Below are 16,191 nucleotides of genomic sequence, written 5' to 3'. Positions count from 1 at the left end.
TAATTTGCATATTAATTTCCTTATATTATGAAAAACAATTAACATTTTAACACAAAAAGTAAAAAATAAGCCAAAATGTTTTTTTTTTTTTTTTTACTGAACAATAAGTTTATATAAATAACCTAATTTTCATATTTGAAAAAGCTTTTGGATTAGTCAAATTCATAATCAAATTTAAAATTATCACTTTCAAAATTAGCAACACTGTCTTGATAAGGGATGGCAAAACTTTGAATAACAACTCGAAAAATAGGGTCTATGTGTGTAATTTTAAGCGGACTCTCAGGTATTTTTGGATTTGAGTCAGCAAAATTAAAGCTATAATCAGCAACAGATTCCGGCTGGTCAATATTATTAATTAGCTGCAAATCATACTCAGAGTTTAAATCATCTTTTGAATTAAGTTTAATTTTGAACGGATTTTCTAGGCTTTGATTATGCCAGTGAAGTCTCAAAATAGGGGTTGGTTTTGTGTTTGGGGCGGTTATTTTTCATTTTTTATCAGCTTTTTTATCAGATTTTGTCTCAGTTTTTTCATTAGTTTGAGGGTTTGAACTGTTAAGTGGGGATGAAAAAATAAATTTATATGCATTAATTAAAAGATAATTTTTATTGTCTTTTTGAATAACATTTGGTTTTAATAACTTAGTTTCAATATAGCGTCAATTTTGCGCAAAAATTTTTGAAATTTTTTTATGTTTTTCAAAATTATCTTGATCTGAATCATTTAACAGGTCGGTATTCCCATCATTTATTTTTTTACCCGAATAAACTGCAGATGTTTTTTGAAAAATATTTTTCAAAAAATTTGGATTAGTTTCCTCAGATGAGCCAAAGTTGTCCTGAAGTGCTAAAATTCGATTTTTATTGTCAAAAACAAAACTTTTTGCAACACCAGAAGCATAAATTTTGCTTTTTTCCTCAGGCAAAAGATTAATTAAGCTAGGTTTATTTAAAAATCATTTCAACCTAATAGCATTTACTTCTGAAACATAAAGGTCAAATGAACGCGGATTTTGTTTTTGGAATTCATCCTTGTTTTCTGAAATTGGAATAATCAAAGATGGAGTAGAAGAAACATTTGTTTCTGTTTCTGGTTGAGAGCAGGAAATCAAAAAGATTGGCAAAATTACTAATCCACTGAAAAATTTATAAAAATGTTTTTTTATTGCCACCAAAAACCTCGCTTTTTAATCATTTTATTTTAGCTTTTTTAATCTTTATTGAAAATTAGAGGTCTAATATTAAATTTTAGAAGTTATTTTTATTAGGTTTTTACTTTAATTTAATAAAAATTGTAATATAATTTTTAGATATTTTACTAAATTATAATTTAAAGAGACTCAAAATGATTGAAATTAAGGATTTATCAAAAATTTTTGCCGATAAAGTTTTATTCCAAAATGTAAATTTAAAATTTACAGAAGGAAATACTTATGGAATTATCGGTGCAAATGGAGCTGGAAAATCAACTTTTTTAAAAATTTTAGCTGGTTTTATCGAACCATCATCAGGATCAATTCAAACATCACAAAATCAAAGAATTTCGGTTTTATCACAAAATCACTATGAATTTGACGATTTTATTGTTACTGATGTTGTAATAATGGGAAACCAAAAATTATATGAAATTCAACAAGAAAAAGATCAAATTTACGCAAACCCGGATGCTACAGAAGCTGATTATAACCGCGCTGGCGAACTTGAAGAACAATTTGGACTTTTAGGTGGCTGAAGTGCTGAAAATGATGCACAAATTTTACTTTCTGCACTTGAAATTCCTAAAGAATTTTGATACTCAAAAATGTCAGAATTAAAATCTTCCTATAAAGTCAAAGTACTTTTGGCAAAAGCGCTTTTTGGAAATCCTGATATTTTGATAATGGATGAGCCAACTAACCACTTAGATTTTAAAGCTATTAAATGACTTGAAGAATTTTTGATTAATTATAAAAATATTGTCTTAGTTGTTAGCCATGATAGCGATTTTTTGGATCAAGTTTGCACTCATACCGTTGATATTGATTATGGTGAAGTTAAAATTTTTACTGGAAATTACAGTTTTTGAAAACAATCTTCTGAGTTATTAAGAGAACTTCAAAAAAATGCTAATGCAAAAAAAGAAGAACAAATTGCAAAATTAGAGGCATTTATAGCAAAATTCTCTGCAAATGCATCAAAATCTGCTCAGGCGACTTCACGAAAAAAATCCCTTGAGAAAATTCAGCTCGAGGAAATTAAACCTTCATCACGAAAATATCCTTACATTCGTTTTAATGTTTTTCCAAGACCTGGAAAACAAATATTAAACGTTGAAAATTTAAGTTATAAAAATCCTGAAACTGGCGAATTTTTATTTAAAAATGTGTCTTTTACACTTTTACCTGGTCAAAAAATGGTAGTTTTTGTCGATGATGATTTGATAAAAACTAAATTACTTGACATTATTGCCGGAAAAGAGGTCCCAACTTCAGGGACAATTACTTGAGGCTCAACTATAAAATTTGATTATTTACCAGCAAACACTGATGATTTTTTTAATTCAGATTTAGATTTAATTTCTTGAATTTCACAGTGGCCAATTTTTAACACACAAGATGAAAATAAAGACAATTCAACCCATAGAATGCGTGCTTTTTTAGGAAGGATGTTTTTTAGCGGCGATCAAGTTTTCAAAAAGGTCAACGTTACATCTGGTGGCGAAAAAGTTCGACTTATGTTTTCAAAAATGATGTTAAGTGAGTCAAATTTTTTAATTTTTGACCAACCACTTAACCATCTTGATTCTGAATCAATTGATTCTTTCATTGAAGGTTTAAAACTTTATGATTCGGGAGCAATTTTTACAACTTACAATCTTGCCTTAATAAAAGAAGTTGCAAATGCGATTTTGGATATTAAGCAAGATTCAGCTGTATTTTTTCAAGGTTCGCTAGCTGAATATGAGAAAAAAATAGGAATTTAGTACATAAAAGTACTTTTTTTAACTTTTAAATTTAATTTAGGAATATATTAAATGGTTTTTGATACTATTTGTGCGATTGCTTCAGGCGCAATAAATCAGGCAATTTCGATCATAAGAATTTCAGGACCAAATGCCTTTAAGATCATGGAAAAAATTTTTACCGGGAAAATTGGTAATTCCATGGAAATAACTTTTGGCTGGATTCATGATAATCAGACTAAAATTGATCAAGTTTTAGTTCTATGATTTGCTGGGGATAAAAATTTTGTCGGCGAAGAAACTGTAGAAATAAACGCTCATGGTGGTGTTTTAAATACAAATCTAATTCTGGAAACTATTTTAAAAACTAAACTCGCTAGACTTGCAAATCCTGGAGAGTTCAGTTTGCGTGCTTTTTTAAATGGGAAAATTGACTTAGTTAAAGCTCAAGCGATTAATGATTTAATTCATGCTCAAGTTAAATCGCAACACAATGTTGCTCTTAAACAGTTTTCTGGTGTAAGTTCAAATTTTATTAAGAAATTAATTCAACAAATCGAGGAAATTATCGGGACTATTGAGGTAAATATTGATTACCCCGAGTATGATGATGTTGAAATTCTAACAAATCAGATTCTTATTCCTAAAATTGATGAATTAATAAAAAATTTTAATGAATTAATAAAAATAGCCGATAATTCAAGACTAATTTATGAAGGAATAAGAACATCTTTAATTGGCGAACCCAATAGTGGCAAGTCTTCACTTCTAAATGTTTTAATTGACGAAAATAAGGCAATAATAAGTGAAATTCCTGGAACAACTCGTGATATTGTCGAGGGTAATTTTGTAATTGACAATTTGCTTTTCAAAGTTTTTGATACTGCCGGAATTAGAAAAACTAAACAAAAAATTGAACAAATTGGAATTAGTAAGACTTTTGAAAACATGGAAAAATCTGATTTAATTTTACATGTTATTGATGCAAGTCAAAAAAAATCTAAACATCTTGATTTAAGTGAAAAAATTAGCGAAAATCAAGTATATTTACAAGTCTATAATAAATCTGACCTAATTGAAAATAGGGAAGAATTTGCTGATAAAATATTAATTAGTGCTAAAAACAAAGAAATTAATAGCCTAATTGGTAAAATTAAAACTATTTTTGCTTTTTTGGGAAAAGAAAACCAATTTGTCGCTAATTCATTCCAAATTTCACAGATAGAATTGGCGAAAACAGCAATTATTGATGCTAAAAATAGTCTAGAATCTGGTTTTGGACCTGAAATTGCAATTGTAGATTTGCGTAATGCTTGAAGAGAATTACAAACTATTTTTGGTAGAACAGACGATGAAAACTTGCTTGATTCAATTTTTTCACGGTTTTGTCTAGGAAAATAATAAAAATTGGCCACTTTAACATGATCATATGACGGCATTTTATCTTTAATAATGAATAAATGTACGCTAAATTCGATCACACGAGCAAATTTTTATGCTAATTTATAGCGTTAAAACAATTTTTTTTTTTTTTTTTTTTTTAAAATGTTTTGTGTAAAATCAGAGTTTTTTTATAAAAATCAGTGTTTTATACCGTGATATTTTAAGAAATTTTTGATACTAATTTATTAATATTCTAATTTATTTTTGCTTTTATAAGTTATAATTTTTAAAAGAAACAACCAAATTTATACTAGCAAGATTTTAAAAAATGCTATAAAAACAAAGGTTATTTTAAAAAAGAGAGGCAAAATGGACAAATTCATTCTTTTTGATATTGGCGGTACAAACATTAAAATGGGAATTATTGATAATAATAATTTTTTTCACCAAACAAAAACTTTTAAAACCAATATCAGTTCAATTCTAGAGAATTTAGATGAAATTATCAACTCAATTTTAGAAAAATCAGATTTTTCTAAAGACATAAAAGGAATCGCTATTGCTACAATGGGCGGGGTTGATGTTGAAAAAAAGAAAATTATTTTTGTAAATCATAAAACATTACCATATTTTGGCAGCGATTTTTCTACTTTAGAAAAAAAATTTAATTTACCTGTTGTTGTCGAAAATGACGCAAATGCCGCTGCAATTTCAGAAAAATTTTATCACAAAAACCTAAAAAATTACGCAACTGTTACTTTAGGGACTGGCGTTGGAATTGGAATTGTCAAGGATGAATTAATTCGAGGTGAAAATTTTCTTGCTGGTGAATTTGGTTATCTAATTTATGAGGGTCAAAGACTTGATGATTGACTTTCTTTTAGTTTGCTTGATAAAGAAATTAGTAAACTTTATAATATTAGAATTTCTGAATATGAAAAGTTTGATAATTTATATAAAAGTAACGCTGATTTCCAAAAAATGATTGATGACTATTTCCAAAAAGTTGTTGACTTTACTTATCAACTAGCAATTTTTCAAAATTTGGAAAAAATCTTTATTGGCGGCGGTTTTTCCTATATAAATAAGAAATACTTTGCAAAAATTCAGGAAAAATTCCTAAAAATGTTAGAGCAAACTCCTTATAAGTGTGAACTTTTAATCGCCGAATCCAAAAATAATGCCGGTATGCTCGGCGCTTTTTATCTTTTAAGGCAAAAATTTAATCTTTAGTAGATAAATTAATAGAAACTAACAAAAATAAAGAAAAATCCCGTTTTTGAAAAAAATACGGGTTTTTTTATGTCCGGTATGCTGGCGCTTTTTTTATCTTTTAAGGCAAAAAATTTAATCTTTAGTAGATAAATTAGCAGAAACTGACAAAAATAAAGAAAAATCCCGTTTTTGGCAAAAATACGCGTTTTTTTATATATAATTATTTTATATACAAAAAATAGGAAAATCAGTACAAAAGATTTTTCTATAAGAAGGAGGCTAATATGGAAAAATATCATGGATTTTTCCCCGCTTTAATAAGTCCTTTTAATGAAAAAGGCGAACTTATGACTGAAAATCTTGAGCATATTCTTGATTTTTTAATTGATGTGCAAAAAGTTGACGGTCTTTATGTCACTGGATCAACGGGCGAATTTTTGCTAATGTCTGTTGAAGAACGGCAAAAAATTTATGAAATTGTAGCTAAAAAAGCAAAAAATAAGGTAACTTTAATTGCTCAGATTGGAAGTTTAAATCTTGAAGAAGCAATCCAACTAGGAAAAAAAGCTAAAGAACTTGGTTTTGATGCAATCAGCGCAATCACACCTTTTTATTATAATTTTTCTTTTGATGAAATCAAAAACTACTACGAAGAAATTGCAAAAAACGTTGATTTACCGATGTTTATTTATTACTTGCCTCAACTTGCAGGTTCAAAAATTAACATTGAACAATTTGGAAGCATTTTAAATCTTAAAAATGTTATTGGCTGCAAATTTGGGTCAAATGACATCTTTTTATTCGAAAGACTAATCAAAACTTATCCAGAAAAAATTTGAATGTATGCTTTTGATGAAGCTTTTGGGCTTGCTTACCTTTTAGGAGCTCGTGGATTTATCGGTTCAACTTATAATACAAACGCAATCAAGGCAAGAAAAATTCTTGATTTAGCAAAAAAAGGTGATTTACTAGCCTTTAAAAACGAAATTCACATCTATAATGACTATATTCAATCACTTTTAGAAGTTGGACTAATGCAAACAATCAAAGCAATTATGCAACTTTATGGTGTTGATGCTGGTTATAATCGCCTTCCATTTAAAAAAATTTGCCAAAAAACACTAAATCAAAAGGCGCTTGAAATTAAAGAAAAATTTTTAGACTAGCTTCAACTTTTTCAAATTTTTAATTATAAAAAGTTGAAAAAGGGGGAAATATGGAAGAAAATAAATCAAGTTTTTCAACAACTGATTGAATTATTTTAGCAATTTATATGCTTTCAATGCTATTGCTTGGATTATTTTTTTGGTATCAAGAAAAAAATAATAAGCAAAAAAGCACTGATTCTTATTTAGTAGCCAAGTCAATTAAAGTGCCTTCAATTGTTATTGCTCTTTCGATTTGGGCTACCGGGCTTTCGTCCCTTACATTTTTAGGTCTCCCCGGACTTGCTTTTAAAACAGGATGAATGTGATCTGTCGGGCAAGTGGCAATAATTTTGATTAGTCCGGTTTTAATTAAATGAATTATCCCTTTTTATCGCCAAATTACTGCAAATACTGCCTATGCTTATCTCGAAAGTCGTTATAATTATTTAATTCGGGCTTTAAGTGGTGGTTTATTTGCTATTTTTCACATTTTCCGGATTGCAATTGTTTTATATATTCCTGCACTGACTTTGTCACTTTTTGTTGATTTAGACATTTATTTGATTATCGGAATTATGGCGATAGTCGTAATTTTAAACACTTTTTTAGGTGGTTTTAAGGGTGTTTTGTGAACTGATGCAATCCAGGGTCTCGTTTTACTTTTGGGAATTATTTGCATTTTGATTTTTGGATTAGTTCAGACTGACTGAAGTAAAGGCGATATTTATCAGTCAATTTTTAATGCAGGTCAATGAAAAATAAGTGCCGCTAGCGGTGGTATGTTCCTTCTTTTTTTAGGAAAATATGTTGAGACTATTTTCTCCTATACAGCATCTCAAGACATCGTCCAAAGATATAAAACCTCTAAATTCATTTCCGGAACTAATAAAACTATCTATATTAACGCAATTTTAACTTTAATTACTATTTTTGTGTTTTATGGCGTTGGTTCAATGTTGTATAGTTACTTTAAGTCCCAAGGATTTGACGTTGATGCCAAAAATGCTATTGACCAAATTGTTGGTCGCCAGGGTGCGGCAAATAATCAACTTCTTTCATTTTTCATCATAAAAGTCTTACCGACCGGACTTTCTGGTTTGATTATTGCCGCAGTTTTTGCCGCAAGTCAGTCAACAATTTCTTCTTCAATGAACTCGCTAGTTAATGTAATTGTTAGTGACTTTATCCAACCAATCCGTAAATTCCGGAAAAAAGCACCTATAAAAGACCGAATAATGTTGATTATATCAAAAATTTTAATCACATTTTTCGGAATTCAAGGAATGTTAGTTGCTTTTCTTTTGGCTTATTCAGAACAAACTAATTTATTTAACCTTTTCCTTGCAGTAGTCGGACTTTTTGGTGTGCCAATTGGTGCTGTTTTTATGTTAGGAATTCTAACTCGAAGAACAAATTCTTTTGGCGCCGTTCTTGGAATTAGTGTTGCTTTTATTACTGCTTTATTTTTATGAATCTTTACAAACAAAAGACTTGTTCCTGAAAATTTAGCAATTGAATTTGCTAGCGAATATGTAGCGCTAATTTCCTTTTTCGTTACAATTATTTTTGGCTATGTTGGTTCAATAATTTATACTTTCTTTAGTAAAAAAGAGAAAAACTTAACAAATTTAACAATTTGGACAAAAACACCTGAATTTGATCAGCTAATTGCCTTAGAAAAACAAATTGCAAAAAACGATTCTAAGTTACAAAAAGTTGCCAAAAAAGTTGCAAAAACTGTACCAAATTTAATGCCAAAATGGTATAATATTCTAATTTTTGGACATCCTAATTATAGAGAAAATGAGACAATTCAAGCAAATCAGGAATTTTCTCAAATCCAAAAAGTTCAAGACGAAAAATTAGAACAATATGAAAAAATAAAGGAAAAATTAGCAAAAATCACTAATTAAAGGGTAAAAAAATGCGTCTTTTAAAAAATAGTTTCATTGTCTCATGTCAAGCGCTCGAAGATGAGCCACTTTATGGGCCAAAAATAATGCAAAAAATGATGAATGCTGTGCTTTTAGGTGGGGCTGATGGTATTAGAACTTCACAAATTAACAATGTCAAAGATTTTTTTGAACTAAACCAAAAAGTACCTTTAATTTCTTTAATTAAAAAAACCTACACAAATTCAAGTGTTTTTATTACGCCGACTTTAGCAGAACTCAAAGAATTAATGCAATTTGATAACCAAATAATTGCAATTGATGCAACTCTGCGCAACAGGCCGGCCGAAAATCTTGATGAAATTGTTGACTTTTTTCATAAAAACCGAAAAAAGAACCAATATTTACTTGCAGATTGTGCTGACTATGAAGATGTTGAAAATGCAATTAGATTAAAATTTGACTATGTTGCCCCAACTTTGCGCGGTTATACAGAAACAACAAAAAACCATAATAATATTGAAAATAATTACGAATTTTTACGTTGAATGGTTGAAAAAGTCCGTAATACCGGCATAGAAGTTGTCGCTGAAGGTGGTTTTAACGAGCCTCAAAATGTAATTGACGCTTTTAAAATTGGTTCTCATTCAGTCGTTGTTGGTTCAATGATAACTAGACCTTATGTTATCACTAAATTTTTTGTTGACAAAATTCGCAAAGAAATTAACTAAGAATTTACCACCTATTTGAAAATAAAAGCTTCTTGTTGATTAATTCAAGAAGCTTTTTTAAAAATTTTCATAAATTTTCCTGGGTTTGACAGTTTGATGGCAAAAATTGACTTTTTAGCTAATATAAATACGCAAAAATACCAGTAAATCCGTATTTTTTAACGCTAAAATCCTAATTTTTATTGCTTTAAAATCGACCTTTTGCAAAAAAATGCTTGGTCAAAAATAAAATTATGTTATAATAAACCACACTAAGAATAATTAATAAATTTTGATATTGAATTAAGGGGGAATTAATTATGTTTTTGCCATAAAAAATCAGAAAATGCGAATTATCCATTATATTTTTAAATATGATGGAATGCCTTAAATTTGACCGTTTAGAAATCTACAAATTTATGGCTTTTGGTTATTGTTCTTTCAAAACTTCATATGTTTTTTTAGGCTCGCTGCAAATAAAAACGAGTTTTCTATTTGCATTGAGTTTAAATAGTAGTTGTATTTTTTATGATTTTTGTTGCTTTATCCATAAATTGATTTTTGCCAGTGTTTAAAAATAGGTAATTAACTTTTGCCAAAAAAGGTAAAAAAGCGGCCAAAACTAAACCAGGACACTTTTTTAAAATTATCTAAACTGGAAAACTTGGGAGAAGCTTTTTTTAAAAATTCATAAATTTTAGGCAGAAAATAATTTGTCTTGATTTTCTAAAAGAATATCGATAGTTCTTGCGATTGTGTCAGATTTACAACTTCCAATTTTTCTTGAGGCTACCTCAATTAAATCAGGAGTTGCATCTTGCATTGCAAAACCATAACGAGCTAGTTTTATCATTCCATAATCGTTAGAACTATCGCCAAAAGTTACTAATTTTTTGGTACTTATGTTGTTTTTTTCTAGTAATTCTAAAATTGCAGTAGATTTATCGACGTTTAAAGGATTAATATCCAAAAAAATTCGGTTTGTTATTGTTACTTTATATAAATTATTTAGCTTTTCAGACCATTTTTTATGAAGATTTATAATTGCTTTTTCATCATTACGAAAGGCAATTTGTGTTATTGGATCTGCTTGAATAATTTCTATAATTTCAAAATCATTCAGTTTTGTATAGTGATTTAGGTCCATTATATGCTGATCTTTTAATCAGTCATAATTTTTTTGAGGAGAATATTCAAAAAGATTGTGCGGGGTTGAAAAAGCACAAATTGAGTTAGTATCTTTGCAATCTTTAAATAAATCAAGTACAACTGATTTTTTGAGTGTGCCTTTGTTTATTGTTTTTTTAGTTTTAATATCATAAATTAGAGTGCCATTATTCGAAACAAGATAATGAAAATATGGATATTGTTTTGCTAAATCAATGCAAGCTGACAAACCTCGACCAGTTGCTACAACTAAAATGTGCCCTAATTCATAGAGTTTTTTGAGCATTTTAACATTTTCAGGATGGATTGTATTGTCATAGCGCAATAATGTTCCATCAAGATCAAAAGCAAAAAATAGTTTCATTTTAATCCTTTTTAGATTTAAGTTGTGGAAATAAAATAACTGACCGAATGGATTCATTATTTGTTAATAACATCACAAGACGATCTATCCCAATTCCGCAGCCTGCCGCTGGGGGCATTCCGTACTCAAGAGCTTGAACAAATTCGTGATCAACTTCAGAAGCTTCCTGATTTCCTTTTTCTTTTTCATTAATCTGTGCTTGAAAACGACCTAATTGGTCAATAGGATCATTCAACTCGTCAAACATATTTGCAAATTCTTTTGTAGCAATAAAAAGTTCTGCTCTAAGCGTAAAATTGCGATTATTAGGATCAGATTTTGCTAAAGGCGAAATTTCAATAGGATGACCGGTAATAAAAGTCGGATTTATTAAAGTAGGTTCGACAAATTTTTCAAAAAATTCGTTGATTAAATGACCTTTTGTAAAAAATGGTTCAATTTTTATATTGTATTTTTTAGCTTCTTCAACTAAAGCTGAAAAATCTGCATTTTTAAGGTCAAAATTCATTTTTTCCGAAGTTATTTGGACCATGTCAAACCGTGCAAATTTTTGTGAAAAATCAATTTTATTTTCGCCATATCAGTGTTCTGACTGATTTAATCCGAGTTCTTCAAACAAAAAGCGAATTAAATTTTCAGTTTGATTCATTATCTTGTTTAAATCTGAATAAGCTTGGTAAAATTCAATTGAGGTAAATTCGGGATTATGAGTTGTATCAAAACCTTCATTACGAAAAATTTTCCCTATTTCATAAACGGCATCAATTCCGCCAACTAATAATTTTTTTAACGGTAATTCAGTTGCAATTCGTAAGTAAAAATTTTGACTTAATGAATTATAAAATGTTATAAACGGCTTAGCCGAAGCACCACCTAAAACTGGTTGCAAAACAGGTGTGTCAACTTCTAAAAATCCTTGTGAGTCAAAAAACTTGCGAATTAAGGAGATAATTTTGCTTCTAATAATAAAAGTGTGCCTTGATTTTTCATTTACTAACAAATCCAAATAGCGCTTACGATATTTATCATCGGCATTTTCAATTCCATAATATTGATCAGGCAATGGGTGCAATGATTTTGCTAAAATTGAAAAAGTTTCTGCTTTAAGACTTATTTGATTTGTTTTGGTTTTAAATAAATATCCAGAAATTTCAACTATGTCACCAAGGTCTAAATTTGAAAAAGTAAACTGATTTTGTGTTTGAAAATCTTTATTTGCATACACTTGAAATTCTAATGATTGACTATAAATAATGAAAAATGGGGAGCGTTGGCGAATAAGACGACCTGCAAAAGCGACTTTAATTTGGTTTTCAACAAAAAAATCATGGTTTTTATCTTGATATTGTTTAATTATTTCGTCCAAATTATCATGCAAGAAAATTGATTTTGGATAATTAAATCCTTTGGATTGTAAATTTTTAAGTTTTTCAAGGCGAAATTGTTGTTGGTCGTTTAATTTTGACATAGTCTTATTCCTTAAAACGTCAATTTAATTCTGAAACTATTTTCAGTATTTCTAAAATTTAAATAAAAATGAAAAAAATTTTAATTAGTCTTGTTTTGGGGTAGTGTCTGAATCTTCTTCTGAATTTTCTTTTGAATTTTCTTTAGGGTTTTGTTCTGAATTTAGTTCAGGGTTTTCTTGTGAACTTTGATCTGAAATTTGTCCAGAGTTTTCTTGTGATTCTTGTTCTGAAATTTGTTCAGGATTTTCATCTGATTTTTGTTCAAGATTCACACTTGAATTTTGGTCAGAATTTTGTACTGATTTTTGTTGAAGATTTTCATCTAAAATATCTTCAGGATTTGGATCTACTGATAAAAGTTCACTCAAAATATCAGAAGGTTTTACAGCACTTGTTTGAACTGGGTCTGATTTTGGAAGTGGCTCAAGAGTTTCAGCTAATTGTTGAATTTCTTCATAAACAATTGTCTCTTTTTCTAATAAAGTATCCTTGATTAATTCAAGTAAATCTAAATTATTTTTAATTGTTTCAGAAGCTTGTTTGTAAGCATTAGAAATAATTTGGCGAATTTCAATGTCAATTTCGTGACCAACTTTTGAAGAAAATGATGTATTTTTTATATAATCTCTTCCTAAAAATGGCGATGATTGATCTTGTTCATACTGAATTGGACCAAGCGATGACATTCCAAGTTCGGTAACCATTTTACGGGCAATTTTTGTAGCTTTTTCAATATCATTACCAGCGCCAGTAGAAATTTCTTGTTCACCATATTTTATTTCTTCAGCTGCTCGACCACCCATAAATGCCGCAATTGTTGCTAAAAGTTCTGATTTTGTGCTATTATATTTTTCTTCTTCAGGAAGCATTAAATTATAACCGCCGGTATTTCCACGGGGAACAATTGTAATTTTTTGAACTTTGACTCCAGATCTTAATTTTAGACCAACAACGGCATGTCCAGCTTCGTGATAAGCAACCATTATTCTTTCTTTTTCAGTTATTACGCGATTTTTCTTAGCAGGTCCACCAATTACTCGGTCAATTGCCTCGTCAATTTGCTCACTTGTGATGACTTGAGTTTTTTCACGAACTGATAAAAGTGTTGCTTCATTTATAACATTTTCTAATTGAGCTCCTGAAAATCCAGGAGTTCTTTTTGCAATATTTGCAAGTGTGATATTTTTAGAAATTCTTTTACCTTTTGCATGCAATCTTAAAATTTCTTCACGTTCTCTAACGTCAGGAAGTCCAACAATTATTGAACGGTCAAAACGACCCGGACGTAAAAGGGCTGGATCAAGAACGTCAGTTCTATTTGTTGCTGCTATTACTAAAAGTCCGGTATTTTCAACCATACCATCCATTTCAACTAGAAGTTGGTTTAATGTTTGCTCTCTTTCGTCGTTACCCCCGCCAATTCCTGAACCACGGGAGCGTCCAATTGCATCAAGCTCATCAATAAAAATTATTGCCGGTGAATCATTTCGTGCATCTCTAAATAATTCACGTACTCTTTTTGCTCCAACTCCAACATATAATTCCACAAAATTAGATGCAGAAATGAAGAAAAAAGGCACATTCGCTTCACCAGCAGTTGCTTTTGCAAGTAATGTTTTCCCTGTTCCTGGAGGACCTCCTAGCAAAATTCCACGCGGAATTTTTGCACCAGCGCTAGAATAACGCCCAGGATTTTTTAGGTAGTCGATAAATTCAGAAATTTCCTCTTTAGCCTCAACATTTCCTGCAACATCAGTATATTTTTTATCAGATTTAATACGGATTGCTTGATTTTTTCCAGGATTGAAAAATCCTGCACCTCCTTGAGAATTTCTGTTTGCGCGATAAATGAAAAAACCAATTATAAAAACTGGTATAATTACCGGGAGAAGTGAGAGAATATATTGAAGAATTGTTGTAGACGGTCTATCGGCTGAAGTAAAAGAAGGCAAATAGACATTATCTTTGGGTTTTTGTGCGCCGACTAAATCATAAAGTTCATTAAGAAGGAGCTTTGTTGGTTCTGTAGGATTTGTATAATTTGAGGGAACTGTTTTAACTGAAAGTGAAACTAATTCTGAATATGTTGTAATATTTGAATTTTGCAGTTGATTTTTAATCAATGGGCTAAGTTCAGCAGCACCAGATTGGAATTTTGTAATAACAGCAGGATCTGCTATTACCGAATAAGCAATTATTTTACCTTCAGTAGCTTCAACTACACGAATTCGATAAGCATTAATATCAAAAATAACTGAGTAAAAGAAATTACCATCGGTTGTGTTTTTGGCATTTTTAACTAACTGTTCTTCGAAATGAGATAAACTCTTAACAGTAAGGCTAGGTTGTAATTGAGTATATACAAAATAAGCAATCACTATTAAAAGTATAATTAAAAGAACAATTCAACCGGCCGATGGTTTCCTTTTTTGTTTTGCTTGCATGATTTTCCTTTCTAGTTCAACAAATCTTACTAAATTTTACTAGATTTTACATATATTTTTAGTTTTTTTTTAATTATATAGTTATTTTTTTTTATTAAAAAGGATCCATTGGGTGCTTTTGAACTAATAAAGTCAATTATTGAATTGATTTTTCCCTTTGATAATTTAATATTGTCAAAATTTTGGTGCAAATATAAAAAGATAATTTCTGGTTTTTTTCGAATTTTTTGAAAAAAATAAGCATGATATTCTGTTTTTTTTCACTTTTCAAGAGTTTTATAATTTTTTTTTAGTTCTATTAATTTAAAAAAATTTGCAATGAAATGAACAGAAAAAGTAAAAAATAAAGAAAAAGTGCTTAATTTTTGTAATTTAAAACGAATTGCGTTCCTTCTATATTTGTCTGTGAAATTTGAATCATCATCAAGATAAGGGATTTTCCTTTTTTTACAACTATTAAGAATTCTTTTTTTTGTGTAAAAATACAAAAGTGGCCTTGAGATTTGCATTCCAAAAAGGAAATTTTGCCCGCGGATTCCTCAAAATGTTACTAACTTTTTTTGCTCTTTTTGCAAAAAAATTGTCTCAACAAAATCATTTCAGTGATGAGCCACAAGTAATTTTGTGCATCCAAAATGCTTATAAACTCGGTAAAAAAACTCGTAACGAACCTTTCTTAAATTTGACTGTAAATTTCCTGAAACAGAAAAGCTATCAAAGGATAAAATTTTAAGCATTAAATTATATTTTTGGCAAAATTTTGCAACTAACAAAGTTTCAAAAATGGCCTGTGGCCTCAAATTATAATTGACATGAACAACAATTATATCTTTATTTTTATATTTGTCAAGCAAAAACATTGAATCAGAGCCGCCAGAAACTGCAATTAAAAATTTTTCTTTAGGCTTTGTTTTTGTTAGCATTAAATTTTTGAACCGTAGTCATAAAACTATTTGATAAATAAAAAATAAGAATGTCAGCAGCTTGGTCAATAACTTGTTTAACTTTAATTTTGGCCTGATTTTCAAAAGGACTAAGCACATATTCCTTAGAATTTTCGGACCGCGAAATACCAATTTTCAGTCTTTTTATATCTTTAGTACCGCATTTTTCAATAATATTTTCCATACCTCGCTGGCCGCCTGCGCTTCCGGTTGCTCTAATTATTGCTTGGCCAATTTCAAAATTCATATCATCATAAACAATTATCACGTCAAGAATATTAATTTTGTAAAATTGGACTAATTCAAAGACAAAATCACCTGATTTATTCATGTATGTTGTTGGTTTTGCAAGAATAAAATCACTTGTTTTACAAAAAACGCCGTTTTCAGTTTTTTGATCAAAGGTTAATCCGAGTTTTTCAGCTAATAAATCAAGAACTCAAAATCCAACATTATGTTTTGTTTGAGCATATTTTTCTCCTGGATTACCAAGTCCAACAATTAGTTTCAT

General features: G+C 29.5%; 11 protein-coding genes and 1 pseudogene. 6 read left to right on the top strand and 6 right to left on the bottom strand.

The genetic code is table 4. The annotated features are described in order from the left end of the window. Positions 1-152: 152 nt before the first annotated feature. Positions 153-1,175, bottom strand: a complete 1,023-nt coding sequence (locus QJQ40_RS00855) for a hypothetical protein (protein WP_282861422.1) — start codon at positions 1,173-1,175, stop codon at positions 153-155. 173 nt (positions 1,176-1,348) lie between these two features. Between QJQ40_RS00855 and QJQ40_RS00850 the strand changes: the two genes are divergently transcribed. The 6 genes from QJQ40_RS00850 to QJQ40_RS00825 all read left to right on the top strand — a co-directional run bounded on the left by QJQ40_RS00850 (position 1,349) and on the right by QJQ40_RS00825 (position 9,313). Beyond that, positions 1,349-2,965, top strand: coding sequence for an ABC-F family ATP-binding cassette domain-containing protein (locus QJQ40_RS00850; protein ID WP_282861421.1), 1,617 nt, complete (start codon positions 1,349-1,351; stop codon positions 2,963-2,965). 51 nt (positions 2,966-3,016) lie between these two features. Next, the gene (mnmE, locus tag QJQ40_RS00845; RefSeq protein ID WP_282861420.1) at positions 3,017-4,345 is read left to right on the top strand and encodes a tRNA uridine-5-carboxymethylaminomethyl(34) synthesis GTPase MnmE; all 1,329 of its coding nucleotides are present in this window, start codon (positions 3,017-3,019) and stop codon (positions 4,343-4,345) included. A 351-nt stretch (positions 4,346-4,696) separates the two neighbouring features. After that, the gene (locus QJQ40_RS00840; RefSeq protein ID WP_282861419.1) at positions 4,697-5,560 is read left to right on the top strand and encodes an ROK family protein; all 864 of its coding nucleotides are present in this window, start codon (positions 4,697-4,699) and stop codon (positions 5,558-5,560) included. Between the two features lie 266 nt (positions 5,561-5,826). Then, complete coding sequence (locus QJQ40_RS00835; RefSeq protein ID WP_282861418.1) at positions 5,827-6,708, top strand: N-acetylneuraminate lyase; 882 nt, start codon at positions 5,827-5,829, stop codon at positions 6,706-6,708. A 50-nt stretch (positions 6,709-6,758) separates the two neighbouring features. Further along, a complete protein-coding gene (locus QJQ40_RS00830; RefSeq protein ID WP_282861417.1) occupies positions 6,759-8,603 on the top strand; it encodes a sodium:solute symporter family transporter in 1,845 nt (614 codons plus the stop codon). 11 nt (positions 8,604-8,614) lie between these two features. Continuing rightward, on the top strand, positions 8,615-9,313 hold the full coding sequence (locus QJQ40_RS00825; protein WP_282861416.1) for an N-acetylmannosamine-6-phosphate 2-epimerase: 699 nt from the start codon (positions 8,615-8,617) through the stop codon (positions 9,311-9,313). 676 nt (positions 9,314-9,989) lie between these two features. On the opposite strand, the gene QJQ40_RS00820 is transcribed toward QJQ40_RS00825, so the two are convergent. The 5 genes and pseudogenes from QJQ40_RS00820 to pth form a co-directional block, all read right to left on the bottom strand. Further along, a complete protein-coding gene (locus tag QJQ40_RS00820; RefSeq protein WP_282861415.1) occupies positions 9,990-10,823 on the bottom strand; it encodes an HAD family hydrolase in 834 nt (277 codons plus the stop codon). A 1-nt stretch (position 10,824) separates the two neighbouring features. Beyond that, positions 10,825-12,291 carry a lysine--tRNA ligase gene (lysS, locus tag QJQ40_RS00815; RefSeq protein WP_282861414.1) on the bottom strand — a complete coding sequence of 489 codons (1,467 nt, stop codon included), beginning with the start codon at positions 12,289-12,291 and terminating at the stop codon, positions 10,825-10,827. Positions 12,292-12,728: 437 nt separating this feature from the next. Next, a pseudogene (gene ftsH, locus QJQ40_RS00810) lies at positions 12,729-14,736 on the bottom strand (ATP-dependent zinc metalloprotease FtsH); the annotation flags it as partial. Positions 14,737-14,765: 29 nt separating this feature from the next. Then, entirely contained in the window at positions 14,766-15,659 is an 894-nt protein-coding gene (tilS, locus tag QJQ40_RS00805) for a tRNA lysidine(34) synthetase TilS (RefSeq protein WP_282861411.1), read from the bottom strand. After that, positions 15,637-16,191, bottom strand: coding sequence for an aminoacyl-tRNA hydrolase (gene pth, locus QJQ40_RS00800; protein ID WP_069099212.1), 555 nt, complete (start codon positions 16,189-16,191; stop codon positions 15,637-15,639). Before pth ends, tilS begins: the two co-directional genes overlap by 23 nt.

Source organism: Mesomycoplasma ovipneumoniae, assembly GCF_030012565.1.
In the GTDB taxonomy this organism is placed as follows: Bacteria; Bacillota_I; Bacilli_A; order Mycoplasmatales; family Metamycoplasmataceae; genus Mesomycoplasma; species Mesomycoplasma ovipneumoniae_D.
Note: the sequence above shows the minus strand (reverse complement) of the source record. Positions and strands in the feature narration are given on the sequence as shown.